At 41.8% G+C, this 25836-nt stretch carries 22 protein-coding genes and 1 riboswitch; of the genes, 7 read left to right on the top strand and 15 right to left on the bottom strand.

The window, feature by feature from the left end:
• Window positions 1-137: 137 nt before the first annotated feature.
• Both HM131_RS03465 and rarD read left to right on the top strand, forming a co-directional pair.
• A complete protein-coding gene (locus HM131_RS03465; RefSeq protein WP_085027973.1) occupies window positions 138-1727 on the top strand; it encodes an FAD-dependent oxidoreductase in 1590 nt (529 codons plus the stop codon).
• 322 nt (window positions 1728-2049) lie between these two features.
• Window positions 2050-2955, top strand: coding sequence for an EamA family transporter RarD (gene rarD / locus HM131_RS03460; protein ID WP_085027971.1), 906 nt, complete (start codon window positions 2050-2052; stop codon window positions 2953-2955).
• Between the two features lie 203 nt (window positions 2956-3158).
• Here the strand turns inward: rarD and HM131_RS03455 are convergent, their stop codons facing one another.
• Both HM131_RS03455 and HM131_RS03450 read right to left on the bottom strand, forming a co-directional pair.
• Window positions 3159-4124, bottom strand: coding sequence for an NAD(P)/FAD-dependent oxidoreductase (locus HM131_RS03455; protein WP_085027969.1), 966 nt, complete (start codon window positions 4122-4124; stop codon window positions 3159-3161).
• Window positions 4125-4215: 91 nt separating this feature from the next.
• Window positions 4216-7398 (bottom strand): efflux RND transporter permease subunit, encoded by a 3183-nt coding sequence (locus tag HM131_RS03450; RefSeq protein ID WP_085027967.1) that lies wholly within the window; start codon window positions 7396-7398, stop codon window positions 4216-4218.
• A 149-nt stretch (window positions 7399-7547) separates the two neighbouring features.
• On the opposite strand from HM131_RS03450, the gene HM131_RS03445 reads away from it, so the two are divergent.
• Complete coding sequence (locus HM131_RS03445) at window positions 7548-8393, top strand: TetR/AcrR family transcriptional regulator (RefSeq protein WP_085027964.1); 846 nt, start codon at window positions 7548-7550, stop codon at window positions 8391-8393.
• Window positions 8394-8427: 34 nt separating this feature from the next.
• On the opposite strand, the gene HM131_RS03440 is transcribed toward HM131_RS03445, so the two are convergent.
• The 3 genes from HM131_RS03440 to HM131_RS03430 form a co-directional block, all read right to left on the bottom strand.
• Entirely contained in the window at window positions 8428-8886 is a 459-nt protein-coding gene (locus tag HM131_RS03440; protein WP_085027962.1) for a hypothetical protein, read from the bottom strand.
• A gap of 52 nt (window positions 8887-8938) precedes the next feature.
• Window positions 8939-10162, bottom strand: a complete 1224-nt coding sequence (locus tag HM131_RS03435; protein WP_085027960.1) for an NAD(P)/FAD-dependent oxidoreductase — start codon at window positions 10160-10162, stop codon at window positions 8939-8941.
• 343 nt (window positions 10163-10505) lie between these two features.
• The gene (locus tag HM131_RS03430; protein ID WP_085027958.1) at window positions 10506-10703 is read right to left on the bottom strand and encodes a DUF2188 domain-containing protein; all 198 of its coding nucleotides are present in this window, start codon (window positions 10701-10703) and stop codon (window positions 10506-10508) included.
• Between the two features lie 155 nt (window positions 10704-10858).
• Window positions 10859-10967, top strand: a riboswitch (SAM riboswitch).
• 115 nt (window positions 10968-11082) lie between these two features.
• On the opposite strand from HM131_RS03430, the gene HM131_RS03425 reads away from it, so the two are divergent.
• Both HM131_RS03425 and metX read left to right on the top strand, forming a co-directional pair.
• Window positions 11083-12774, top strand: a complete 1692-nt coding sequence (locus tag HM131_RS03425) for an O-acetylhomoserine aminocarboxypropyltransferase/cysteine synthase family protein (RefSeq protein WP_085027957.1) — start codon at window positions 11083-11085, stop codon at window positions 12772-12774.
• A gap of 19 nt (window positions 12775-12793) precedes the next feature.
• Entirely contained in the window at window positions 12794-13864 is a 1071-nt protein-coding gene (metX, locus tag HM131_RS03420; protein WP_085027954.1) for a homoserine O-acetyltransferase MetX, read from the top strand.
• A 39-nt stretch (window positions 13865-13903) separates the two neighbouring features.
• Here the strand turns inward: metX and HM131_RS03415 are convergent, their stop codons facing one another.
• From HM131_RS03415 to rpiA, 5 genes are all read right to left on the bottom strand, one after another.
• Window positions 13904-15265 carry a polysaccharide deacetylase family protein gene (locus HM131_RS03415; protein WP_085027952.1) on the bottom strand — a complete coding sequence of 454 codons (1362 nt, stop codon included), beginning with the start codon at window positions 15263-15265 and terminating at the stop codon, window positions 13904-13906.
• 91 nt (window positions 15266-15356) lie between these two features.
• The gene (gene kynA / locus HM131_RS03410; protein WP_085027950.1) at window positions 15357-16193 is read right to left on the bottom strand and encodes a tryptophan 2,3-dioxygenase; all 837 of its coding nucleotides are present in this window, start codon (window positions 16191-16193) and stop codon (window positions 15357-15359) included.
• A gap of 14 nt (window positions 16194-16207) precedes the next feature.
• Window positions 16208-16852: a DUF4166 domain-containing protein gene (locus tag HM131_RS03405; RefSeq protein ID WP_085027948.1), complete on the bottom strand. Its 645-nt coding sequence runs from the start codon at window positions 16850-16852 to the stop codon at window positions 16208-16210.
• 639 nt (window positions 16853-17491) lie between these two features.
• Window positions 17492-19021: an RQC-minor-2 family DNA-binding protein gene (locus HM131_RS03400; protein WP_085027946.1), complete on the bottom strand. Its 1530-nt coding sequence runs from the start codon at window positions 19019-19021 to the stop codon at window positions 17492-17494.
• Window positions 19022-19103: 82 nt separating this feature from the next.
• Entirely contained in the window at window positions 19104-19802 is a 699-nt protein-coding gene (rpiA, locus tag HM131_RS03395) for a ribose 5-phosphate isomerase A (protein WP_085027944.1), read from the bottom strand.
• 467 nt (window positions 19803-20269) lie between these two features.
• Here rpiA and HM131_RS03390 point away from each other — a divergent pair, with 467 nt between their 5' ends.
• The gene (locus tag HM131_RS03390; protein WP_085027942.1) at window positions 20270-21109 is read left to right on the top strand and encodes a formate/nitrite transporter family protein; all 840 of its coding nucleotides are present in this window, start codon (window positions 20270-20272) and stop codon (window positions 21107-21109) included.
• A gap of 27 nt (window positions 21110-21136) precedes the next feature.
• On the opposite strand, the gene HM131_RS03385 is transcribed toward HM131_RS03390, so the two are convergent.
• From HM131_RS03385 to HM131_RS03365, 5 genes are all read right to left on the bottom strand, one after another.
• Window positions 21137-21772, bottom strand: a complete 636-nt coding sequence (locus HM131_RS03385; RefSeq protein WP_085027940.1) for a response regulator transcription factor — start codon at window positions 21770-21772, stop codon at window positions 21137-21139.
• Window positions 21769-22809 (bottom strand): sensor histidine kinase, encoded by a 1041-nt coding sequence (locus HM131_RS03380; RefSeq protein ID WP_085027938.1) that lies wholly within the window; start codon window positions 22807-22809, stop codon window positions 21769-21771. Before HM131_RS03380 ends, HM131_RS03385 begins: the two co-directional genes overlap by 4 nt.
• On the bottom strand, window positions 22806-23528 hold the full coding sequence (liaF, locus tag HM131_RS03375; RefSeq protein WP_085027936.1) for a cell wall-active antibiotics response protein LiaF: 723 nt from the start codon (window positions 23526-23528) through the stop codon (window positions 22806-22808). The genes HM131_RS03380 and liaF overlap by 4 nt, the downstream gene beginning before the upstream one ends.
• An 87-nt stretch (window positions 23529-23615) precedes the next feature.
• Complete coding sequence (locus tag HM131_RS03370) at window positions 23616-24257, bottom strand: PspA/IM30 family protein (protein ID WP_085027934.1); 642 nt, start codon at window positions 24255-24257, stop codon at window positions 23616-23618.
• A 21-nt stretch (window positions 24258-24278) separates the two neighbouring features.
• Window positions 24279-24629, bottom strand: coding sequence for a lmo0954 family membrane protein (locus HM131_RS03365; protein WP_085027931.1), 351 nt, complete (start codon window positions 24627-24629; stop codon window positions 24279-24281).
• A 225-nt stretch (window positions 24630-24854) separates the two neighbouring features.
• Between HM131_RS03365 and HM131_RS03360 the strand changes: the two genes are divergently transcribed.
• Entirely contained in the window at window positions 24855-25793 is a 939-nt protein-coding gene (locus HM131_RS03360) for a nuclease-related domain-containing protein (RefSeq protein WP_085027929.1), read from the top strand.
• The last annotated feature ends 43 nt before the right edge of the window (window positions 25794-25836 follow it).

Here is a 25836-nt window from a genome sequence, read left to right as displayed (position 1 = left end):
GCCCTCCTTCGTCTGGCCTATTGATGGTCATCATTATACAATAAAACCATTTTAAATTGTAAATTTTTACACTTTTATATACATGAAAATAGTCATTGGGGAAAGACTGAGTAAAAGAGTCATTGAGGAGGGAAATTATGGACCATAAACAAGAATGGACCCGCCCTGAACCTATGTGGCGTGAAGATACAGACTTACCAACATTCGATTCACTTGAAGAAAATACGTCCGCAGATGTCGCCATCGTTGGGGGCGGAATTACTGGTATTACGACAGCCTATTTGTTAGCGAAAGCCGGCAAGCAGGTGATCCTACTGGAAGCTGATCGTATTCTTAACGGAACGACCGGTCATACGACGGCTAAAGTCACCGCTCAGCATGGACTGATTTATCATGAGCTAATTAAACACTTTGGTGTAGAAACAGCCTCTCTTTATTACCAGGCCCAAATGAACGCTTTTGGATTTATGGAAGAAACGGTGAATAAATACAACATTCAGTGTGATTGGACAAAAGAAGATGCCTGTATTTTCTCGACAACAGAGAAAGGGGCACAAAAAGTCACAAACGAATATGAGGCCTATCAAAAGCTTGAGATCCCTGGAGATTTAACAGATTCGCTGCCTTTTGATATGGAAACGACGAGCTCGCTTGTGATGAAGGATCAGGCCAGGTTCCACCCGCTCAAATATTTATCTGCTTTAGTTGACAGATTCACTGAACTAGGCGGTCAGATTTTCGAGGAAACAAAAGCAACGGATTTAAAAGAAGGAGATCAGCTTGAGATTGAGACTGGTAATGGCTCGAAAGTGACCTGCCAATATGCGATTTCATGCAGCCATTTCCCCTTCTATGATGGCAAAGGATTCTATTTCAGCCGAATGTATGCCGAACGTTCTTACTTAATGGCCATTGAACCAGAACGTGAGATCCCTCAAGGCATGTATGTATCCATAGATGAACCGAAACGTACGATTCGCACTGCTGAATACAATGGCAAGCCTATACTCTTAGTTGGAGGGGAAAACCACAAAACAGGGGATGGAATCGATACATCTTTTCACTATCGAGCGATCGAAGAATTTGCAGCTCAGACCTTCGGCATTAAGGAGAAATTGTTCCAATGGTCTGCTCAAGATTTAACCACTTTAGATAAGGTTCCTTATATCGGACCGATCACAAGAAAAAATGACCGTGTTTTGATTGCAACCGGGTTTAGAAAATGGGGGATGACAAACGGTACACTGGCCGCTCAATTATTGAGCGATTACGTACTCAAAGAAGAGTCCCTGTTTCATGAACTATTCAAGCCTTCCAGATTCAAAGCCGACCCGAGCATGAAACAATTCCTGTCCCAAAACTTTGACGTAGCCGTTCACTTGGTTGAAGGAAAGCTAGAATTAGTTGCTGACCGACCTGAGCGTCTGAAGAAAGGTGAAGGGAAAGTCGTCCAATGGAGAGGCGAACGGGCAGGTGCGTTCAAAGACGATCATGGAGAGCTGCACCTGCTTGATACAACTTGTACGCATATGGGCTGTGAAGTCGATTGGAATAGTGCAGAGCGCACGTGGGATTGCCCATGTCACGGATCACGTTTCTCCTATGATGGGAAAGTCGTGGAAGGTCCGGCTGATCAACCACTTATGAGAATATCACTGGATGAGCCTACTCCACGTTCCTACTTGGACATAAAGAAAAGCAATGAAGAACAACAGGATCAACCTTAAAAGTTAAGCAGCCTATTCAAAGGCAGACCCTAGCTGGTGAGTAAACCTCGCCAGCTATTTTGTTGACTAGAAATCTATAAAGATCCTTTCTGTGTATATATTCTTCCTGGTCAGCCACATCTGGCTCAAGCGCCTACCCCCTCACAATATAAGCGACTCATCCTCTACGGATTGAAAAATCACCTTCCTCCGGGTTTTTTCTAAGCTGTGTCGCGGCTCCCAGGGCCCTTGCGCCATCCTTCTTCCAAGCATTTTTGTTTCCATAAAAGAAAAATCAGACTAGAATATGAACTAAATACACATAGTCGAGAGGATTATCATCATGGTTAATGAATCGAAACTAGGCGTTGTTTATACAGCAGGCGCCTATATTTTATGGGGGTTTTTACCAATATACTGGAAACTGGTTCAACAAATTCCAGCCTTTGAAATACTAGCCCACCGGATTGTCTGGTCTTTTGTTTTCATGGGTATTGTTGTGTTAATTGCAAAGAAACAGCGCTCATTAGTAGAAGAATGTCGTTCCATACTTCAGAATAAAAAACGCACCCTGGGCATCACGCTGGCTTCGATCACAATCAGCATCAACTGGGTTACTTACATATGGGCCGTCAACACCGATCATGTAGTCGAAGCAAGCTTGGGATACTACATCAATCCACTTGTCAGTATTCTCTTAGGAATGATTGTTTTAAAAGAAACATTCTCTAGAGCTCAATGGGTCGCCTTTCTTCTAGCCGGATCAGGTGTTTTCTATATGACTGCTCACTTTGGCTCTGTTCCTTGGATCGCATTGCTATTAGCTTTCAGTTTCGGCTCTTATGGTCTCTTGAAAAAGCTCGTACCATTGAATGCTATGTTCGGATTGACCATCGAAACGTTGATTGTTACCCCTGTTGCTCTAATCTATTTACTTTCCCAACAAGCAGGTCAATGGGGCCAAGTGAATTGGCTGTCGCTTACAACTGTGCTCGTTTTTGGAGCAGGTATCGTTACAGCTATTCCCCTGTTGCTATTCTCGGCTGGAGCCAAAAGAATTCCTTTATCCATGGTTGGTTTTCTTCAATATTTTGCGCCGACTATTATGCTGTTTATCGGAGTCTTTTTGTATCATGAACCCTTCACAAACGTCCATGCTATCTCTTTCACCTTAATCTGGGCAGGGCTAGCTGTATACACCGTTACGCGTATGAAGCGACTTAAAAAATATGAAGCCAAAGCGAGCTGAAAGAAATGAAGCGCATCCGCCTGACATAGTCATTCAATCAATAGGCAACTAAATTCAGCATGTCCTATGGCTACGTTGAACCCATCCTCGCCCTGAAGCCATCCGATGGAAGTAGATCCACCTTTCAAAAAGGTTTTTTTACAGAAATAATATCCTAACTAAAAAAGGAGCCTCCTCATAAACTAGAGTAGGCTCCTTTCTTTCTACCAGCTCAAATAAGCTGCCGCATCTTTACCTGAGAGAAATGCACTTTCAAACCTTGTACGACCTGCTTCGTCATTTTCACGCAAGAAAGCATCACCTGCCACCACTAAGGTTCCATCGCCAGCCAAATCCAAATAGGATTCTTTAAGGACTTTTTTGGCCTGTGCATACCTCCAGCGCTTCAGTTGTTCAGACTCCAAATCCTTCCAATCAAAGTAGCGATCTACTTTTTCTCTAATCAATGTCCGGACATAATCTTCACCATAATATCTCCTTGACCAATCCCCGTTCATATAAACACTTACAAGCGTGTCTTTAGAGATGCCTTTTTTCTGATGATCCACTACCCGTTCTACGTCCTTTGGAAGGTTTTTATCCAAGTGACCATCTTCAGGCAGGCCCGTAGGTGAGCGGAAGTGATAAATCCCTACATAGGCAGGCTCAAACAAAATACTCCTCAGCTTATTCATCTCTAAGTCAACCACTTCGACATCGCTCGCCTTTAACAGCTCCATAACTTGAGGAACCGGCATCGTTAATAAAATTTTGTCTGATTTCCATACGTTCATTTTGTCATCATACACACGGTAGCCGTCAGGATATTTGACGATTTGAGTGATTTTGGTATGTAATGATGCACGAATTCCTTCAGCTAAGTGCTTAGCCAAACTGTTCATCCCATCAATAGCTGTATAGCGAGGATAAGGATCTCCAAACCAATGCTTAATCCACCCCTCTTTCAACCAGTTCTGTACTTCTTCACCCAATTCATCAGTCCTTACGGTGAAAAATTGAGCGCCATGATCAACTTTACCATCCGCCACTCTTCTTGTGGCTAAACGTCCACCTACACTTTTTCCTTTATCAACTAATATAAAATTTGTTCTTCCTTGTTTATGCAAACGTCTTGCTGCAGTGATTCCAGACAGACCTGCACCTACAATTGTCACTTCATAGTGCTCCATCCCCATCACCTCCACGTTGTATATACTGTTCCCTTTATAAATAAAAGAACACCTCCAAATTGATGGAGATGTTCTTATTTTACCAAATGTTTTAAGCTTCGTTGACTTTTTTCGTTCGACGAATTTTACTAAACACTTCATAGGCTAGAGGTACAATCAGCAAGGTCAGAAGCGTTGAGCTCGTCAAGCCTCCAATGACAGTCACACCAAGGCCTTTACTGATAATTGAACCCCCTTCGAAGCCTAAGGCAAGCGGCAGAAGCGCTCCAATGGTCGCCAGAGCTGTCATTAAGATCGGGCGTAAACGTGTCATTCCAGCATCGATAAGGGCTTCTCTTGTCGAAAATCCTTCTTTTTCTTTGTGAATAACACGGTCGATCAGAACGATTGCGTTTGTTACAACGATCCCAATCAGCATGAGTGCTCCTATCATGGCAGAGATGCTTAGGGTTTCTCCACTAATCAATAGACCTAATACCGCACCGATAATTGTAAACGGCAAGGAGAATAAGATTGCAAGCGGCGCCAAACCTCCGCCAAAGAAAATGACCAGAATCAAGTACACAATCGCAATGGCAGCCAGCATCGCCAATCCAAGCTGAGTGAAAGATTCATTGATATCTTCGGCTACACCGCCTTGAGTAATTTCAACGCCATCAGGAGTTTCCATATCCTGAACCTTTTCATTCACATTCGCCGATACAGTTCCGACATCATCAACAGTGATTTCTGCACTCACACTCGCATAAACACGGTCGTCCCGGCGAGTAATGGTGTCAGCTGTTGTCCCCTCTTCCACTTCTACCACGTCACTGATAGGAACAGATTGGCCAGTAGGGCTCTGTATTTCACGATCAGTCAAGTCCTCGATATCACTATACTTTTCATCCTGCACTTCAAGGTAAACATTGACTTCCTCTCCGTCTTGTTCAACGGTCGTTATTACTGGACGTTCTCTATTCTGATTCAGCTCCATGCCTAACTGTCCAGCAGTCAAACCTAACTGGCTCAATTTCTCGTGATCAGCAACTAACGTGTATTCTTCATAAGACTCAGAAAGACTAGAATCAATATTGCGTAAGTTTTCTTGTTCAGCTAAAAGCTCTTCGACATCTGCTACGACCGGCTTAATCTGTTCCGTATCATCACCGTAAACCCTTAATTCAAGACCGTTGCTTGAGCCGGTACCAGAGAAGTCCTGGCTTACCCATTCTCCTTTTTCTGTCTTCTCATTTAATTGATCGATGACTCGCTGGGATTCTTCAGAGAAATTCTCTGTATCGTCAACATACTCAACATAGAAGACAGCCTGGTTAGATGCGCCAGGGCTCATCGGGTTTTCTCCACCGACAGAATACTGAATCGTATTTGCCCCATCTCGCCCTTCAAAATATTCTTGAGCATCTATAGCAATGTCTTCTACATCCTCAAGCGTTTGCCCTGGCTCTGGATTGTAGGTGGCCATTACCATTTTTTGTTCTTGTTCAGGTAAGAAACTCGTTCCTACTAACGGAACCAATGCAATACTTCCTACTAGCACCGCTACTGCAATCATAGTAGATATGATTTTGTGGTTTAATGTGCTGGTAAGAATAGAACGATACATTCTTGCTGCACGTCCTCCACCCTCTTCATGCTTCACCTGCTTGATTTTTGATTTTTTCAGAAGGGTATCTGAAAGCATCGGTACAATGGTGATAGCTACTAATAACGATGCAAGCAATGCAAAGACAACCGTTAAAGCGAATGGAAGGAAGATTTGACCAACTGTCCCCTCAACCAACCCTAACGGAAGAAAGACGGCGATCGTGACAAGTGTAGAGGATAAAATCGGCATGAACATTTCACGAGTTGCTGATCTTATTAAGTCTTTACCAGCTAATTTTTCACCAGGTAAGGACATCCTCCGGTAAATATTCTCCACCACAACAATGGAATCATCGACGACCCTTCCTATGGCAACCGTCATCGCTCCTAATGTCATAATGTTCAACGTAATATCCATCTGTTTCAAGAATAAAATCGCAATCAGCAAGGACAATGGAATCGAAATAATTGAAATGATGGTGGTTTTGAAGTTACGCAAGAATAAAAGAATCACAATAACAGCAAACAAACCGCCAAATAGAGCTTTATTAAGCATTGTGCTTACAGACTCTTCAATGGGTTCCCCTTGATCAAAGGAATAAATGAACTCAACTCCGTCCAAATCTCCTTCAAAACTCGCTGTTTCTTCTTTCACAGTATTCACAACATCTACCGTATTCGCTTCTTGCGATTTAACCACCTGCAAAGTGATCGAATCTTGCCCATTTGTTCGGGAAATTGATTCTGCTTCCCCCACAACTTCAATATCGGCAATTTCCTTTAATTGAACCGTAGGAATTTCTGCCATTGTCGCTTGTGCTTGGGAGCTTTGCTGACCAGACGGTTGGCCTTGACCGGTCTGCCCTTGCGAAGGTGTTCCCTGGCTCTGTGATGGCGCACCCTGGCTTTGAGACTCGCCGGTTTGACCTTGACCAGATTGACTCGGAATCGCCGGAATCTCTAAGTCTCGCAGTTCTTCAACACTAGTTAGATCACCATTCAAAACTACTGATTTCTGTGTACCATCAAAATTATATAACCCTAACGGGAAGGACACATCAGCGCCTCTTATTAAATTCGTAACCGTTTCAGCATCCATGCCTCGATCAGCTAAAGCATCTTCTTTCATATCAATGCGTACTTCCTGCAATTGCTGACCGGATACTTGGACTTCTGCCACACCCTCAAGTCCTTCAAGAGCGGGAACGATGTCTTCTTCAACTGTAGTCGTTAATTGCTCCAGTGATTGATCTCCATTCACAGCGCTTAAGCTCACTACAGGAAAAGCGTTAAAGTTCAAACGAGAGACTGACGGCTCTTGAGCTTCGTCAGGAAGTTCTGCTTTATTTACAACCTCTTGCAATTCGTCCTCTGCTTCGTCTAAACTTTTATCAAAGCTATATTCAAGCTGAAGAGAAGAAGCATTTTGATAAGATGTGGAGCTGACAGTTTTCACTCCACTCAAATTACTGACCTGTTGTTCCAATGGTTCAGAAATTTGGTCCGCTACCTCTTCAGGTGTAGCACCAGGATAAACGGTAGTAACCGTAATAATCGGTGGTTCAATATCAGGTATCGTTTCCAATTTCATATTTAAACCTGAATATAAACCCGCTATCGTGATGATGATAGTCATTAGCCAAATAGCGAATTTATTGTTCATCGAAAAGTTGATGATGCCTTTCATTTCTGCTTTCCTCCCTATATTGACCGTATAGTCAGAATCATTTACAATATTAATGACCAACCAGTCATAAGTCAAGAGGAAATGCTTTTGAAACCTTTATGTTTTTTTAACTACATGAACCTCCGAGATAAAAGTAAGGAGCAATGAATATGGACCAAAAGTCGATTCACATCATAGAGCAGTCAATCAAATTATTTGCTAAGAAGGGGTTTAGCTCTACATCTGTACAAGAAATAGCAAACGAGTGCGGGATGTCTAAAGGAGCGTTTTATCTCCATTTCAAATCAAAAGATGCCCTCCTTCTAGAGATTTTTAACTACTACTATGAAAGAATTCAAAAGAAAATTGATGATATCCAGTCTCTTGACCTAGGTGCCAGAACTAAGTTTATTAGACAAATGCAAATCACCTTTGAAGAGATTGCAGAGCATCGTGAATTTATCATTATGCAAATTAGGGAGCAGGCTATACCTTTCAATGAAAATATTGATGAATTTTTAAAGAAGACCCGCTTTAATTCCTATCTTTTTTATAAGCGACATCTTTTAGCCGTTTATGGGAAAGAAGTGGAAGAGTTTTTATGGGAAATTAGCTTGCTGCTACAAGGAATATTCAAAGGTTTTATGGACCTCGTCATCATCGAGAATGCGAAGCTTGATTTTAAGGCACTGTCCGAAGCTATGTTGAGAAGAGCGGATTATATTGTTGAAGGATTTAAGGCGAGTGGTGACCACCCGGTCATAACAGAATCAGTTATGGACCAGGTCATCCCAAAGGATTATTATCAATACGAATTGGATGAAATTATTCAAAGGTTAATCGAACTCCAAGGCCAATCCAGCGGGGAAATTAAGGATACTATTTCAGTTTTGCTTGACGAACTGCAAAAAAACGATCCTCGTCCTGCTATTGTTAAAGGTATGCTTTCTAATTTAGATGAGGTGAAAAGCTACCAGGGACTTGCCGGTCAAATCAGAACATATTTCAAGCTTTAAAAAGAGGGGCCGCAACGAGGCCCCTCTTTTTCCTTCAATAGACATTTTCAGCCTCTAGAATTTCATCCAGTATCGGATAAACTGCTTCAACACCCTCTTCTGCAATTAAACAAGCTACTCCAAGAGGTGTATCCCAGAAAGAATCTGGTATATACGGATTTTTTAGTCCAGATGGTTGAAAAAGTGCTTTATAAATTCGATTTAAATGTTGCTGGGTTACTTGAGGATCTGTTTCACCTTCACCTCTAGCAATGAGAAAAACATAACGCATCGATTGAAATAGATTGTCGCCAGGCATAAATGTGTATTCTTTAAAGAATTTGAGCTGTTTTTCCGCTTCCTCTTTCAAACCACCTTTGACTGCCAAATCATCTAAGTGTTCATGTAAATGTCGATACACTTGCTGAAAGATCCGTCTTTTTTCATCCTGCATTACGCGGTCAGTGTAGATTTCTTGCAGTTTTTCAAACGCCCTATCTTTTGACCATGTCATATACTTTCACCTCTCTATATAGAATTCTATACAAATAGGAGTCTTTCCTTCTTCAAGATTTTGGAATGAAACCAAAAATTTGTGCTTCCAGTTGAATTGATTGATGCAGTAAAGGAACATCCCGTGATTCCCTCTTCAATTGGTCAGCTAGATTAGGGACAAGCTTATTCCAAACCATAGGATTGGCGGCCATTGCCTGGAACAGCGCCATTTCATTCGTTGTCCATTTTCTAAGAGATTGAACATAATTAAGAGTTAAATCATGCCCCGGCATTAGGCGCCGATCCCGTTCTTGTTGAAAAGCTTCCATGGCCTCCCCACGGCTTTTACCTTGATCCATCAACTGGATCGCCTCCGCTAACAGGAAGGACTGCATGAATGCATCATTGATACCAAGCCCTGTACTTGGATCCTTGCTATGCCCGGCATCTCCGATCAACGCCCACCCGTCTCCATATGCTTTTCTGAAAAAATTAGGCATGCCTGGAGTTCCAATGATCTTGCCTTGCAAGACAGCCCCTTCAAGCCTAATATCCATTCCATAAAGCGACCGATACATTTTTTCGAAGCTTTCTTTCGGCGATTTCATCATCGGTTTGAACTCTTCTGGATGAATTTCAAGCCCTAAACAATCCCTGCCTTCTTCCATTGGAAAAAGAAAACCGATCCGGCCTTCATGTAGAAAAATTTCTGTCGCAGGCTCCTGTAATGGTTTTACCCCTTCATAATAGCCGTAAAGAACCGGACGCAGAGGATTCTGCTGTTTATATTCTTCAGCTTTAACCCAATGAGCGATATTGGAATGCTTCCCGTCTGCCCCGACAACTAAGTCACAGGAAATGGAATGCATTCGACCATCAGGGTCTTCTACAACCACTCCCTTGACCTGTTTTTCTTCCCATATCAAATCACGGACAGAATGGTTTTCTCTAAGAGAAACTGTAGGAAGATCATTCGCTCTACTTAAAAGAATGTGATCCAGGTGATCACGCTTTGGAATAATCGTATAAGAAGCACGGGGACCTTCTACAAAACTGCTTCCGATATAAGTCCGCATCCGGTTTATTTTACGAAAGCCAGTAGCCTCAACTTCCTTAAGCACCCCAAGTTTTTTTAAATATTCCAGATGAGACATATGATGAGTTGATAAAGTGTCACTTGGAAAAGAGGCTTTATCCAAAAGCAGCACCCTCTTCCCCATCTCCCCCAATTGTATTGCCAGGCTCGAACCTGCAACTCTTGCTCCTATGATGATCACATCATACCTTTGCTCCATTTGCTTTACTCACCTTTTCAATCGTTTTCTTCCATCCTATCATGTAAGTCGGAATACTAGTACTCCTCTCACCTGCTACCGTCTTTAACCCTCGCAGCCTGGAAAGAACAATAGCTGAAAAGACTGACTTAGTCATGAATGTTTAACTAAATTCGGCACGTCCTATGACAACGTTGAACTGACCCTCGTCCTGAGAACACTCGACAATCATAAAACAAGCGATGGAGTCGGGGGCTTTTTTTCCAAGTTATCGCTTGTTTATGCGCTGGATCTGGGTGCAACCTCAGACCACAAAAAAGCTTCTTCAACAAAAAAACTCCCGAAAGACACGGGAGTTTTGAACTTAAAAGTTTCTTTCTTCTTCAATTTCATGATTTTGATCAAGAATTAGGAGCTTACTCGGTTTATTTTCCTTAGCGATCTCTTCAGCTTTTTCGATCGCTGTATTTCTTTCATCATAAAGGTCTGTAGGAGAAACATCCTCAATCTTTACAAACCATCCTGTTACATCTTTGTTAGGTACTACACTATATTCCTTCATTGGTTCATACTCTCCTTCTCTAAAGACTTGGTAGACAATTCCCATAACGACTCACAAGTAAACACGTTCTAGTTTTGTAAAATGATTTGACATTAGTCATGGTTCCTTTTATAATTTCATACAAGTTAAGTAAAAGCTGAATATTCAAACAAATACTCTTATCGAGAGTGGCAGAGGGACTAGGCCCTACGACGCCCGGCAACCTTCAAGTATCGCTTGAAAAGGTGCTAAATCCTACAGGTCAAAAGATCTGGCAGATAAGAGGAGGACTTGATTTTTACGCCCTCTTCTTATTAAAGAAGAGGGCTTTTTGGTTCTTCTTGATTCTATTCTAGACCTAACGGAGCTCCTAGAAACCATATTTAAGGAGGAATTATCAATGACGTTACCTTTCCACCAATTTGGACCCGAAACGCTATTGCTTCATGGAGGCCAGGAACCAGATCCGTCTACAGGTTCTCGTGCTGTCCCCATTTATCAAACCACATCCTATGTATTCAAGGATACTGACCATGCACAAAACCTCTTCTCCCTTGCAGAGCCAGGGAATATTTACAGCCGCATCATGAATCCTACCGTTGATGTGCTTGAGCAGCGCATTGCGCTGCTGGAAGATGGTGCAGCCGCTGTCGCCACTGCTTCAGGGATGTCTGCCATTACTTTGGCTATCTTGAACATTGCCCAATCAGGAGACGATATTGTAACATCTACCCATTTGTATGGCGGTACGTACAACTTATTCGTCCACACTCTTCCTAAATATGGAATTAATGTCCACTTTGTAGAGGGCACAGATCCTGAAGACTTTGCAAAAGCCATTACTACAAATACAAAGGCAATCTTTGCGGAGACGATTGGGAATCCAAGTTTGAACGTGCTTGATATTGAAGCTGTAGCAGACGTTGCTCACGATCATCATATTCCTTTGATTATCGATAACACATTCGCTACTCCTTATGTTTGTAAACCGATTGCCTGGGGAGCAGACATCGTTGTCCACTCCGCTACGAAATGGATCGGTGGTCATGGAACAGCTATTGGAGGAATTGTTGTTGATAGTGGACGTTTTGACTGGAACCATGAGAAGTTCCCCGGTTTTACTGAACCTGATAACAGTTACAACGGCATCCGCTTCGGTCTCGATGTTGGTCCAGTCGGTTATGCGATTAAGCTAAGAGTTCAACTTTTGCGTGATATTGGCGCATGCTTAAGCCCACACAATGCGTTTTTATTACTACAAGGTCTAGAAACGCTTCATTTGAGGATCAAGAAACATACCGATCAAGCTTTAGAAATTGCTGAGTATCTCCAAGGCCATGACGGGGTGTCGTGGGTAACCTTCCCGGGCTTACCAGACCACCCGACCCATTCTCTAGCTAAAAAGTATTTCCAATACGGTGCTGGTTCGATTGTCGTTTTCGGAATCAAAGGCGGACGAGAATCTGGGCGTCAATTGATTGATCATACCAACCTATGGTCTCACCTTGCCAACGTCGGTGATGCTAAGTCTTTAATCATTCATCCTGCTTCAACCACTCACCAGCAGCTCAATGACGAAAATCTACAAAAATCAGGAGTTACAGAAGAGCTGGTGCGGTTGTCCGTTGGTCTAGAATCCGTTGAAGATTTAATACAAGACTTGGACGCAGCCATTCACAAAGCGACGGGGCATTCAAAACCATACAACACTTCCAAGCACCCCGCAGAAGATGTTCTGGCTTCCTCATTAGATCGCTCTGGCGACCTTAGGCAAAGGGTCATCGCTATAATTGGAGAGGCTGATGATGAGCATGAATCTAAGAAACTTGCACGTTTGGGCTTCAAAGTAGATCATTATCAGGAAGTTGATCAAGTGGTTGAATCAGCGGAAGAAACAGTGGATGTTCTATATTTCCCTGAGCTTGACGCTGATACGATCAAAACGGCAGAAGGTGTAAAGCCACACCTGATTTGGTCGAAGACCCCGTTTAAGAGCGAGAAAAACAATATAGTTTCAGGATTGAACCTTTATGAAGCAATTATTGCTTTACGTTCAGGCAAAACGCTGAATGAGCAGCCCTTATCAGTCTAAACCGGAAAGGAGTCCAAACATGTCATTGAAAAATCCCACCAGCCGCACTGAAAACTTAACAACTGTTTCCATTGGTGATTTCACTTTCGAGTCCGGAGATCGGTTGGCTGATGTGGAACTCGCTTACGAGCGCTATGGACCTAAAGATGCGCCCGTAATCCTCATCTGCCACGCGCTGACAGGAAATCAACACGCCCTTGGGTCAGAAGAAGAACCCGGCTGGTGGGCTGGGCTGATCGGTAAAGGAGCCCCCATCGATACAGACCATTACCAGGTCATTACATTTAATGTCCTTGGCGGTTGTCATGGGTCAACAGGACCAGCCAGCACCCATCCCCAAACAAGGAAACAATACCGTTTAAACTTTCCTCCTGTAACGATCCGCGACATGGTTCATTCCCAAAAGCAAGCATTGGACCAACTCGGAATTCATCACGTGCAGGCCGTAACTGGAGGTTCTCTCGGTGGCATGCAGACATTTGAATGGGGGATCCTCTATCCTGATTTTATGGATCAATTATTTATTCTCGCTGCCACCCCTTATCTTAGTGATTACGGTATCGCTTTTAATCACATAGGAGCACGGGCCATCAAAGATGATCCCGCATTCAATAATGGAGAGTATCTATCAAATGATCAGCTTCAAGGATTCGAAATTGCCCGAATGGCTGGAATGGTCACGTATAGGAGCCGCACTCTTTTCCAGAAAAGATTCGATCGTAAGAGACGTACTTCTTCCTCTTATGACATCCAGTCCTATCTTGATTATCAAGGAGACAAAATTAAGGGGCGCTTTGATGCAAATAGTTACCTCTATCTTCTAGAAGCCATGAACCATCATGATATCGGCCGTGACCGAGACGGATGGCAGAAAGCCGCTGAGCAATACAAAGCCGATGTATTTACTATAAGTTTCGAGCATGATCTCCTCTACCCGTACGATCTAATGAAGCACTTTAGTGAAAAAGTGAAATCAGGAGAGCACTACCATGTAGATACCGACTATGGCCATGACGGATTTTTGGTTGAATTTGAGGAGTGGGGGAAATGGATTAAACAGAAATTGAACCAAAAACCTATACGAAACTAAAATAGCAGCCTGCTTGAATTGCAGGCTGCTATTTTAGTTTTACAACTCACTTACTTTTACAATTTTGTATCCTTTGCGGCTCAACTCATCCAGTACCATTTCAAGGACTTCTACAGACGCACTTTGAATATCATGAAGTAAAATGGTGTCACCACTTTTCACATTTTCAACTAATTCCTGTGCCAATTGCTCTGGTTCTTTTTCTTGCCAGTTTTCTCCATGGACATCTAGTGGAATAATTTTTAATTGTGTTCTTGAAAACTGTGAAGGCACCTCTCCAAATGGGAGTCGGATCATTTTAGGTTGGACCCCTGTTACCTCTTTGATAACTTCTTGGGTTTTATCTATCTGATTTTCTACTTCTTCAGGGGATAATCGCGTCAACCTCGGGTGGTCCCAAGTATGGTTTCCTATTTCATGTCCTTGATCAGCAACCAATTTTGCTGTTTCAGAAAAGTATTGGACTCTTTTTCCAATCATGAAAAAGGTCGCTTTCGCTTCATATTCTTGCAAGACTTTGAGAACCTTTGGTGTGATCTTAGGATGAGGGCCATCATCAAAGGTTAAAGCAATTTTCTTTGCTTCTAAATGTCCCTCTTCCTCCGACTTTTCCCTCTTCTCTGCTTGAGGCAGGTCCACGTCTTGTTCATGACTGACTTGCTTAATGCCTTCAGACATTAACGCCTCTGAATAGCTGTCTTTTAACAGGTCCTTGATCAAACGTTGACTTACTACCACTTGCTTTGGAAGTATATCTACTGTTTGATTCAAATATATTTCCAAGCCGTTCCCCGTTAATGCAATATTTTCGTAATTGGTTGGTACAGCTTTCAAAGCTTCCTGAATCTCAGGGCGCTGGTAGGTTTCTTCACTAAGGTCGTCCCTAAGCTTCTCTTTCGTGAGTTTAGCTAAGTGTTTCACATAATGCCGATTATCTTTAAACAATTGATCTAATTGCAGACGCTTTCCATTCTTTTTACCAAAATTCATGACCGTCTGATCATGAATGATGTTGGGTACCCCCACATCCATCGTTTCTTCAAATCTCACACTGAAAAAGCTTGAACCTTGGTGAGGTATTTCAAAGTCTATATGCAGTTCATGAGACTTGGTCTTTCCGTACTCTTGAATAGACTGATAGCTCTCTTTTTTAAAAGCAGCCTTCTTTTGATTCACATAATCTATAATGGTCTGATTAATTTGATTGTTAGGTGTTTGTGGATAATGAATCGTAATATGATACTCTTCATATTCCACTATTTCTGTTTCCATTGTCACTTCATAGGTTGGCTGTGCAGTTGAATCCGAAGAATCTACAGATTCGTCAGCGCTGGCTATGAAAGAGCAAGCCGTAAGCAATAACAAACCAATAATTCCTATATATATAATGGGTCGTCTCATTATCTTCCCTCTTCTTTTTATTTATACACAACCCATTGTAACACAAATGTAATACTGCTTTAATTGATTCGTTATATTCAGTCTTTTCAGATTATAGATGGGTTCGAATGTCCCAAAGTTCTGGAAAAAACCGATGGTCTAAGACCTTTTTCAAATACCCTACACCAGAAGAACCACCCGTACCTATTTTATGGCCGATAATTCGCTCTACTGTTTTCATATGTCTAAAACGCCATTGTTGCAGGGAATCCTCAATATCCACCAGTTTTTCTGCCAGTTGATATAAATCCCAGTACTTGTCTACATCCAAATAAACCTTTTTCCATGCTTCTTTAACAGACTCATCAGCATGATACATCTCCGTATAGTCCCGGTTCAGAAGACTTGGATTAATATCAAACCCAGCTTCAGCCAGCTTTTTAATAGCGACATCGTAAATGCTAGGTGATTGATAAGCTTCTTTCAGCTTTTTATGTAGAACTTCATCTTTTTCGTAGATTTTCATCACATGTGGAGTTTTATACCCTAAAGCAAATTCAATCATCCGATACTGATAAGATTGGAAACCAGAGGCTTGACCAAGATCATCACGGAACTCAATATATTCAGAAGGCGTCAAAGTAGATAATACATCCCATGCGTGAATGATTTGGTTTTGGATATTGGAAACCCGTGCCAGCATTTTGAACGCAGCTTGTAAATCTCCCTTGTTGATCGCATCGATGGCTGCCCAAAGTTCGTGTAAAATCAGCTTCATCCATAATTCACTTACCTGATGAATGATAATGAACAACATCTCGTCGTGATGAGAGGATAAACGATCCTGGGATTCCAAGAGCTGATCAAGCTGCAAGTAATCACCGTACGTCATCCGTTCTCTAAAATCCGTGTGAACGTTCTCTTGATCCTTCGAATCACGGTAACTCATGCCCTATCCCTCCTTTATTCCAAAATTCCACGGGCAGGAATATTATTATAAGTCATTGGCAGAAATTCAGTATGAACAGCACCTTCATACATCAACATGGTCCCTAAAACGGGATGTTCCACATGCACATGTACCCGATATGCTTCCTCCTGTTCATCATAATGCTCATAGACGGAAGTTGTAGGTCCAGACACATTCCACTTTTCTTGCCAAGACATATCCTCTGACTCCATAAAAAGACCGCCTTCTGGTGTCACGTGCAATTTAAGTTCTGTCTTCAAAGAACCTGACTTCCCTAAATCATCGACGACCGCTTGTTTTTCTTCATCATAATGCATCGCAGCATCAAATCCTCGAATTGCAAACGGAAAAAAGAACCGGCGAATCCAGCTTACGGTTTCTCTTCCTTTTTCATCTTCATAGGCATAGTTTTCAAGCGTGAATGGAACATCTTTTCCACGCTCTGCAAAGACAATATTGTCTTTTGCTAAAAAGGTCAGGAACGGTCTTACCAGGGGATGCGTGCCTCTTATTTCCGTCATTTTCCCTTGTCCTAATATCATCAAGTTCTGTTTGCTCGTCAATCCGTACTTCTTTTGCATTTCCGGATGAAGATTATGAAATTCTTCGCCAAGTGCTCGATGGTAGATGGATTGCATGATTAACTCCTCCTCTAAACTTGTCGGCTCTATACAAATAATTCTCTGTCATCGCTTCTATATTTTTAGAATAAGATAGTTTTTAGGTTGCCCCACTATTATCTCTTTTAATGGCATTATAGCATATGCAAACGTTTTCCAAGGATAAAAAAAAGACCTGCATCCAGGTCTGTTATAGAGGGTGTCCATTGTAATAGAAGGTCTTCTATATGCAAATGAATAGTCGCCTCTACCCCAATTATTGTCCAACTGCGACACCTAGCCTCTCGAGGTCTTAAGTCCAACAGTTTCGTAAAGAAAGTACTCTTCACTGCACTGTTGTTCTTAAGCTTGTCGTGGCTTTCAAGGTGTCTCCGCTTTTCTTTTCAAATCCGGTTCCAGCTCCTAGCAACTAGCGAGACTTCCCTCGCTTCTGTACGATAAGTCAACATCAATTCGTTCCACTCATTGTGTTTCCTTTATCTCCTCCAGCTCAGTTTAGTTCCGAAGCCTAGCCCCTCGAGACATAAGTTGATCGATTACACAGAGAAAGAAACCTCTGTTCCATCGTTCGTCTTATGCTTGTCGGGCCTCCCACGCTTCTTCACATCCTTAAGTCCAGTCCGTACGTTGCTGAACAGTCGCTTACACACCATATATTCACATGACTTCTTCTGCGAAGTCGCTGATGGAGTAGCCTTTTTGTTGTTTCATGAGCCATCCTTTTTTCTCGAGCTGGCTGAACAGTTTTTGTATATGTTTTTCAGGCCATTCGGATAATAACCCGAACCATCTGGTTTCGTGAAGGTGTAAGGTTCTCAATTTATTGGTAGCCTTTCCTGCGAGCATTTGAACTAAGGTATGCGCAGGATAATCCGTTCCATAATAATGAATTAAATCAAGAATCTGCTGCACCGTTCCATACGTCAGCGGTCGACCCTTAATGGTAATGATAATATCCTCTTCCTCATATCGAACTTCTTCTAGTTTTTGTTTAAGTTCTTCTAAAACGTGACTGGTAATTGGATAAACATTTTCAGGCACTAACTTTAACCACTCAGGAAGCTCCTTAAATATCTTCACGTGTTCTAACTGTACTCCTGCCAACCATCGTAATTCCGAACGTGAACCCCGTTCTGGAACCTTCGTTTGCCTTAATTGACGGTACATATGCAATAACGGATACTCAGTTAAACTCAGTGGCTTTTGCTGGTATTTTTCTATCCTTTGAACAATTTGCAGACTCTCTTCCAATGGTTTTCTCGCTTTAGAAAGCTGAACCTTTAAGCTTTGCATTTGAAGCAGCTGGTCCAGTAAACGTTGGTTTTGTAAAGCAAGTTCGTTGAACTGCTGCTCGATCGTGATCATTCTTTTCGCTGCTCTTTCTATATTAAACTCTTCCTCGAAGCTCACCCGATCATCGTCAACGTGATAATACAGACAGAAATCACAAGTTTCACAGTAGCAATTGATCGTTCGCTGGATAGAATCAAAATACAATTCCTTTTCGTGCAGGCAAATCTTCTTGTTTCCGTGTTCCATCCAACTTGAAGGCAGTGATCGGAAAGGGCGCATGACAATCTCCACTCTATGTCTCCAATAAGCAATATCTTCTGGATATTTCAGTACAGATAAGAGGGATGACTGGTTCATTACTTCCACTGCATCAATCACTTCCCTTTTCTGATGGAATAGCTTTAGCAGTGGATGACGGTGAAAGGCCTCCCCAATTTTCTTCAGCCAATAATTGCGGGGGTGACCACTCACTTCCGCTAAAAACAGATAGTCCTCAAGTACTCCTTTCACATGATCATGGAGCTGCTCCGAAGATAATTGAGTAAAATCTGTGTCATATAAAAAAGATTCTTTTAAAGGTAGTCCATATTCTTCCGGCAATGAACTCCATAAGAAAAGCTCTGGGCGCAATAAATGAGGATATACTTTTTCTTCTTTTTGAAGAGAAACTGGAAGAATCGCCTCCCCCGTCAAGTCTAAATAGCAACGAATTTTAGTTACGTCCCATGACTGCTCATGAATCAACTCCATGATGGTATCATTTAACCTGGAAAATAACCCCCGTTCAAATTTATGTCCGATGGAGCGAATTTGTTTATTCTTCTTGCCGATTGGTGCAAGGACAATAAACGGGTAACGTTCGTCATGATAAGTAATCCTTTTTGGCAGTCCCATAGTGATTCCCCTTTGAATGAAGGATATACTTCTATTATAGAAAAAGTATTACGATGTACCAATAAATATCATGAAAATGGGCTTAGATCGTTAAAATTTCCACGGAATAACCAATGAATAACCCTGTTTCTATTACCCCTGGAATGGCGCTAAACTCCTTTTCCATACCCGCGGTGATTTCCTGAAATCGAGCATCTAGAATAAGGTTACCCGCTTCTGTTACGACCGGACCGTCTTTCGATTTAGCCATCCTTAACTGCACCTCTACAGTTTGAAGATTGTTCAGCTTTGTTTCCACAAGATGGACTGCTCGCGGGTCGACTTCCATCGGCACCGCAAACTTCTCTCCAAGCCGACTGACAAATTTACTTTCATCTACTAAAATATACGTCTTAGGTGCACTTGCCATCACGAGTTTTTCTGCAAACATGGCACCACCTCGACCTTTGATCAAACGCTTGTTTGAATCAACCTCATCCGCCCCATCAAAGGCCCAATCAGGGCGTTTAGCTGCTAAAGAGGTAGTTTTCAGTCCAAGTGTACTGCAATTAAGAAGAGCTTCATGAGAAGTCGGGATCATCAAAACGTCCAACTCCTCCTGCCTGACCCTTTCAGCTATTGCTTTTACTGCAAGGAACGATGTAGATCCAGATCCTACACCGATAACATCGCCATCTTTTACAAACCGACTTACCCGCTGGGCTACTTTACTTTTTTCTTCATAGTTGGAAATTTCCCCTGCCCAATTTTCGTTACCAGCTAAATGATTCTGCCATTTCATCTGCATCACCTCTTCCTTCTGTTATTCCCTTAAACAAAAGAAAACAAGCACAATTCCTTAGGGAAAAGTGTAACAGAGTCCTTAGTTAACGACGGGGGATTAATTAGATCGTTACAAAAATAATGGAATCTTTTACCTCCCCTTAACATACGCTGGAGTAGGACTTTTTTCGATTTTTTGCAAAAAGGGAGATAAAACTATGAGCAAAATTTACATGAAATTAATCATCTTTTATCTTGTCCTCTTTCTTACCTACCTTCTTGTATTGATCACGAACTAACAAGTAATTTATTACAATATATTTTTTATAAAATCAACCACTTTTTTCATATTAAGCGCTTCCAAAATAATAATTTGGCAATATCGTTACAAGTATTGAATTATTAACTATAGAGGACTATATTTATTCATGTGAAAAAATTCACAATAAATAATAATTATTCAAACCTACTTAGGTGGCGATCATTATGGAACAAGAAACAATTACAAAACTGATAGAAAAAGCACGCAACAAAAAGGTGATGGTTGACGACTCACCCCATTATTATCTAATACGCGCAGCCCTTGCAGGCATCTACATTGGATTTGCGCTAATTTTGTCCTTTAAACTGGCTCAACCTTTTTACGAACAGCAAGCTGCATCAACCGCTTTCATCAATGCTATCTTTTTCGGTATTGCTTTTTGCCTGATTATTTACGGTGGAGCCGAATTATTCACATCCAACACAATGTATATGACCGTATCAACATTAAAAAAAGAGACAAATTGGATAGATACGCTTAAGGTATGGACCTACTGCTATGGGGGAAATGTTCTGGGGATCTTGTTCTTTACTTTACTGATTTTTTTCGCAGGCATTTTTAATGAAATGAATCCAGATCATTCTTTGTTAATCAGCACAGCGGAGAAGAAAATGAATTTGCCGGCCTCGCAGCTATTCTTTCGGGCCATTCTTGCTAACTGGCTCGTATGTTTAGCGGTGTGGCTGCCTATGCAAGTAAAAGACGATGCATCTAAAATTGCGTTAATGATTTTACTTGTTTTTACGTTTTTCATTTCTGGATATGAGCATAGCATAGCCAATATTTCATTATTTTCGATCGCGCTAACTTCCCCACATACATCCTTAGTGACATTAAGTGGGTTGATTCATAACCTTATTCCAGTCACTCTTGGCAACATTGTCGGAGGTGGATTTTTCGTAGGAGCCATGTATGTTTATTTGAATATGCCTAAACAGGAACAGAAAGTTCCAAGTTTGAACTATACGAATCAATCACAAGCTTATTTTACAAAACGATCATAAAAAATGAACCGCACACGATATTGCGGTTCATTTTTTTACGAGGTCATGCTTAAAGGCATAGATAACAGCTTGAGTACGGTCATGAACTTGAAGTTTGCCTAATATATTACTGACATGCACTTTGACGGTTTTAAGAGCTATAAAAAGTTGATCAGAAATTTCCTGATTGGTTTTTCCTTCTGCCATAAGCATTAAAATTTCCATCTCTCTGTTCGTTAATTCTTCATGCAAATCTTTCACATCAGGTTTTCTCATTTTCGTCATGATTTTGCCAGTGACTTCGGGTTCCAAGATGGACTGGCCTTCATATGTAGCCCGTATCGCTTTGGCTATTTCTTCTGCTTTGGATGTTTTCAGCATGTAGCTCGTTGCACCAGCTTCAAGAGCAGGATAAACCTTCTCATCATCTAAAAAGCTTGTGACAATAATGATTTTTGCTTCTGGCCATTGTTCGACGATTTGCTTCGTTGCTTCAATTCCGTCCATTTCTTCCATAACTAAGTCCATCAAGATGATATCAGGACGGTGTTCGAGCGCCAATTCAACGGCATCTCCTCCATCATCCGCTTCTGCAATGACCTCAATATCCTTTTGTGCGGACAGATAAGCACTCACGCCTATCCGAACCATCTCATGATCATCCGCAAACAATACTGTAATCATCCATTTATGCCTCCTTTTTGACGATAAGGAACTTTGACCTCAAGCCTTGTTCCTTGATTTTTTAAACTTACAAGCTTCAGTGTGCCCCCTACTTCAAATGCGCGTTCTTGCATATTCTGGAGGCCATAGGAACTTGCTTTGGCTTCTTCGACATCGAATCCCACACCATCATCTACAACACGGAGGATGATTTTATGATCCCGCTCAATTAGCATGACAGACAATGTAGTCGCTTTCGCATGACGCAATGTATTAGAGATGGACTCTTGCAAAATCCGAAATAACTGATCCTCCAGTCCTTTATCCAGCTGGAGAGGCTCCACGATCCATTCGACTTCCATTGGTACCTTTTGGGTAAGCTCAAAAAGCAGCTCTTCTGCACCTTCCGACAAGGACTTATCTTTTAGTGCCACAGGACGAAGATGAAGTAAAAGCGCACGCATTTCCAATTGGGATTGGTGAATCATTTTTTCTACCATTTTCAACTGTTTACCCGTACCTTCATCATTGGACGGCTGATCTTCATTGATGGCTGACATCATCATAGAAGCAGCAAAAAGCTGTTGACTGACAGAATCATGCAGTTCTCTTGCAAGGCGATTTCTCTCTTGGACAACCACTTCCTGCAAGCTTTTTTCTCTCTCTTCTGCTCGTTCAGTGGCAAGCTTCTGTGAGAGCTCAGCCTGTTTTGTGAACTTGTCTTCAATTAGCTTAAGTTTATTCTCAATTTGCTTCAATTCAAAAAGCTCTGGATCTTCGTAAACAACCTCATTCCCTTTTGCCATTTCATCCAGCTTCAGTTCAATAGAGTGAATCCGACTTTTCCAATACCATCCTTGAGAAACACCAACAACAAGCCCCGCTGTGGCAGCGATGGTAAGCACAAGAAAACCATAAGGTAAATCAATGACTTTTCGGCTCCATAAATCCCCTAAAGAGGCAACCGGAAACGCCATAAAGGTGAAACCTAATAACACGATAGAAAAAACGAAAAAGGTGACAACACCAGTGAGTACTTGCCTTTGCCATATGTTCATATCCTTTTCACCTCGATGTCCCCAGAAAGCAATGAGGTGATGATTTTGACCCTTGGTTTTTTGGTAACGTAATCTTGCGTCCGATAGGAAACCACCTGATTCAGAACATTTGACTTTTTGTATTGAAAAATACTCACTCTGCCGATGACGGCACTATGGTTGATGCTGACTTCCACTTCATAAGGCACATAAATAATTAAATTACCGACAATATGGCGGATAGAAATAACTGCTTCATCCTGAGGCAGAACCGTCTGACTCAAATCAATGACTCTGTCGCCAAAACCACCATGAATGTTGACATCCTGCCATTGATAAGAACGATCAGGAGTCGATTGGTCGCCGAAAAACTTTTGGCGCAGGATAGGTTCTTCTTGATGAGGAACTTCTTCCTTACCATCGACAATCTCAGGACTGATGTGTTCAGGTTCTTTTCTTGATTTAAAATAATGGCTGATAAAAAAGATAATCGCTGCAATGATCAAAAATCTGACGGCAATCATACTCAGGACTGTTAAAACTAAGCTAATGACACCGATCCAAAAACAAATTTTACGCCAAAGCACGTGATACTTTTTCCACCCCAAGTAAATAAGGAGACTTGAGAAAAGGACGGAAAAAACGAGTCCTCCATTGAAAAAAGCAATTTCTATAACGAGGAGGATCACCCCTATTATTAAAAGTGTATTGATCGTGTCGGTTGATAATCGTTTAAGCATAAAGGTCATCCCCCTCTCTGGTTCTCTCTAAAATTATATCGTATCAAAAAGACGCAGAATACTGCGCCTTTTATCATATCATGATTGTTATTTCATGGTAACTTCCTCAGTACTCTTCATATCTCTTTCCAGCTGCGCAATTTTACTGTCAAAGGTGTTGCGATAGTATGCACTATTCACTTTATATTCAAGATCTTCAATGTAACGGTCAATCTCAGAGAATCTGGAGTACGGCTTGTCCGCTGTATCATTGATCACTTGATTCATCCGGTGGTGGGCACGGGCAATATTTTCCCGTCCCATCAGCTCCATCCGCTTCAAGTGCATATCCTTAAGCTTGTGCTTCATCTCTTCATACTTTTGCTCAAGAGTTTCAAGCTGTTCAATCGCGTCAGTCCGTGAAGCCTGGAGCCTCTCCGCACGTGCCTCGTATTCCTGCTGTTCCCTGACAGCAAATTCATACATAGAAGATTCCCCTGCTTTTTGTGCGATGTCCGCTTGACGCTTTCGCTTGTCCGCCATATCTTGAGCACGCTGATACTCTTGCGTGAACTCATCTTTCAATCGATACTGACGTTCTACTAGCTTACGCACCTTTTCTGTTTCTTTTTCACTTTCTCGTAAATATTGGTTTAACATCGCAATCGGATTTTTCTCTTCTTTTTGATCTAAAGCTTCATGAATGTCTGCAGTGATCGAATCTTTCAAACGTGTAAACAAGTTAGCCATTTAAAAATCTCTCCTTTGTCATTATTTGTTTAGTTCTGCCCATTCTCTTTCAAAATTGGTAAACGGGTCATCGGACTTAAAAGACTTTGATGAACCTTCTGTTTTGCTTGTCCAGCTTTTATAAATCAGGTATAGACCATAAGCTGCTGCCAAGCCGATAACGGCATAAATGTTTGATACTGCAACACTTAGAATGATCAGTCCCAGTACCACCCAGGCGATTTTTCCAGCTGTGGAATCACTTTTCATGAACTGCTTGAACACGACGTAAAGCAGCCAAACGCTGACACCTAGTAATATCATAGGTCCGAGGTTCGCGAGCAAGATCCCAAGCGCGATTAGCCCGGCGATGAATAGCAAAAACTTTTTCATGGTTTGTTTCCCTCCTCGTTCATTTCTTGTCTTAATCTTACCGAGATAACGGGTTTTCGGTAATGAGCCAGCGACATATTTTGTTATAAGACTAGAGGCTTAGAAAAAGGTCAGACCTATTGAAAAAGGAAATTGGATCATGATGGCGAACTTTATGTATGGAAAGGAGCGGGACTAGTTATTAAAAGGGATAAATACACCCAGCACAGGCAGCTGGAGTCTTTAATGAATCGGGTTTCCACCGACAATCCGCATTGGACTACCCTTCACGAACAATTTCTGAAAATGAGTGCCGGACTTGCCGGTGAAACTACCGCTGATCATTATCTACGCTATCTTCCTTCTTCTGAATTCCAGCCCCTGATTGACCTTCAGCTTTATGATGGGATCCAACACTTCCAAGTGGACGCATTAGTGGTAAACCCTAAATTATTGCTTATTATTGAAGTGAAAAATTATAAAGGAGAGCTTATTTTCGACCTGGAACACCATCAGCTCTTTAGAAAAATTGATTCAAAAACGGATATTTTTCCTGATCCTTTTCTGCAAGTGGAAATCCAAACCCTCCAGCTCACTCGCTGTCTTCAACACTACAACTTTCCTCCCCTCCCTATATACTCACTGATTGTCATTGCAAATCCGAACACAGCTATTCAAACCTTAGATATGGATCAACAGAATTTAAAGCGGATTATTCGAGCAAAACAGCTGCCTTTTGCCGTGCGTGAAATAGACAAGATGTTTATAGATGAAGTCTGGTCGGCAGGGACGATTCAACATTTTCAACAGCAAGTACGTAAAAAACACCGTCCTTATCGGAAATCCATTCTTATTCAGTTCCAACTTGAAGAAAAAGATATAATAAAAGGAGTTCAGTGCCCTCCGTGCGGACAGTTCAGGATGAGCCTCAAACGAGACCATTGGTATTGTGTGAAGTGTTCTTGCAGATCGAAGGATGCCCACCTCCAGTCTTTGATGGATTACCAACTTCTGATTGGTAAAGAGATAACGACTCCTGATTTTATGAAGTTTGCAAGAATTGAGTCCAGAAAGGTGGCGTGGCGGCTGCTGTCAGAGGCTTGTCCGGAGTATTATGGAGAGACAAGAAGCAGAAAATATATAGGGAACAATCAGTCCCAACCAGCAAGCAGCAGCACGAACTAACTCCCTCCTGAAACAAAAAAGGACTGCCCGACACCCCCGGACA

It is taken from the genome of Halobacillus mangrovi (assembly GCF_002097535.1).
In the GTDB taxonomy this organism is placed as follows: domain Bacteria; phylum Bacillota; class Bacilli; order Bacillales; family Halobacillaceae; genus Halobacillus; species Halobacillus mangrovi_A.
Note: the sequence above shows the minus strand (reverse complement) of the source record. Positions and strands in the feature narration are given on the sequence as shown.

What these genes read in the sequence shown, in the direction of transcription:
- HM131_RS03465 (WP_085027973.1), top strand. Translation starts at nt 138, where the DNA reads ATGGACCATAAACAAGAATGGACCCGCCCTGAACCTATGTGGCGTGAA.
- rarD (WP_085027971.1), top strand. Translation starts at nt 2,050, where the DNA reads ATGGTTAATGAATCGAAACTAGGCGTTGTTTATACAGCAGGCGCCTAT.
- HM131_RS03455 (WP_085027969.1), bottom strand. Translation starts at nt 4,124, where the DNA reads ATGGAGCACTATGAAGTGACAATTGTAGGTGCAGGTCTGTCTGGAATC.
- HM131_RS03450 (WP_085027967.1), bottom strand. Translation starts at nt 7,398, where the DNA reads ATGAAAGGCATCATCAACTTTTCGATGAACAATAAATTCGCTATTTGG.
- HM131_RS03445 (WP_085027964.1), top strand. Translation starts at nt 7,548, where the DNA reads ATGGACCAAAAGTCGATTCACATCATAGAGCAGTCAATCAAATTATTT.
- HM131_RS03440 (WP_085027962.1), bottom strand. Translation starts at nt 8,886, where the DNA reads ATGACATGGTCAAAAGATAGGGCGTTTGAAAAACTGCAAGAAATCTAC.
- HM131_RS03435 (WP_085027960.1), bottom strand. Translation starts at nt 10,162, where the DNA reads ATGGAGCAAAGGTATGATGTGATCATCATAGGAGCAAGAGTTGCAGGT.
- HM131_RS03430 (WP_085027958.1), bottom strand. Translation starts at nt 10,703, where the DNA reads ATGAAGGAATATAGTGTAGTACCTAACAAAGATGTAACAGGATGGTTT.
- HM131_RS03425 (WP_085027957.1), top strand. Translation starts at nt 11,083, where the DNA reads ATGACGTTACCTTTCCACCAATTTGGACCCGAAACGCTATTGCTTCAT.
- metX (WP_085027954.1), top strand. Translation starts at nt 12,794, where the DNA reads ATGTCATTGAAAAATCCCACCAGCCGCACTGAAAACTTAACAACTGTT.
- HM131_RS03415 (WP_085027952.1), bottom strand. Translation starts at nt 15,265, where the DNA reads ATGAGACGACCCATTATATATATAGGAATTATTGGTTTGTTATTGCTT.
- kynA (WP_085027950.1), bottom strand. Translation starts at nt 16,193, where the DNA reads ATGAGTTACCGTGATTCGAAGGATCAAGAGAACGTTCACACGGATTTT.
- HM131_RS03405 (WP_085027948.1), bottom strand. Translation starts at nt 16,852, where the DNA reads ATGCAATCCATCTACCATCGAGCACTTGGCGAAGAATTTCATAATCTT.
- HM131_RS03400 (WP_085027946.1), bottom strand. Translation starts at nt 19,021, where the DNA reads ATGGGACTGCCAAAAAGGATTACTTATCATGACGAACGTTACCCGTTT.
- rpiA (WP_085027944.1), bottom strand. Translation starts at nt 19,802, where the DNA reads ATGAAATGGCAGAATCATTTAGCTGGTAACGAAAATTGGGCAGGGGAA.
- HM131_RS03390 (WP_085027942.1), top strand. Translation starts at nt 20,270, where the DNA reads ATGGAACAAGAAACAATTACAAAACTGATAGAAAAAGCACGCAACAAA.
- HM131_RS03385 (WP_085027940.1), bottom strand. Translation starts at nt 21,772, where the DNA reads ATGATTACAGTATTGTTTGCGGATGATCATGAGATGGTTCGGATAGGC.
- HM131_RS03380 (WP_085027938.1), bottom strand. Translation starts at nt 22,809, where the DNA reads ATGAACATATGGCAAAGGCAAGTACTCACTGGTGTTGTCACCTTTTTC.
- liaF (WP_085027936.1), bottom strand. Translation starts at nt 23,528, where the DNA reads ATGCTTAAACGATTATCAACCGACACGATCAATACACTTTTAATAATA.
- HM131_RS03370 (WP_085027934.1), bottom strand. Translation starts at nt 24,257, where the DNA reads ATGGCTAACTTGTTTACACGTTTGAAAGATTCGATCACTGCAGACATT.
- HM131_RS03365 (WP_085027931.1), bottom strand. Translation starts at nt 24,629, where the DNA reads ATGAAAAAGTTTTTGCTATTCATCGCCGGGCTAATCGCGCTTGGGATC.
- HM131_RS03360 (WP_085027929.1), top strand. Translation starts at nt 24,855, where the DNA reads ATGAATCGGGTTTCCACCGACAATCCGCATTGGACTACCCTTCACGAA.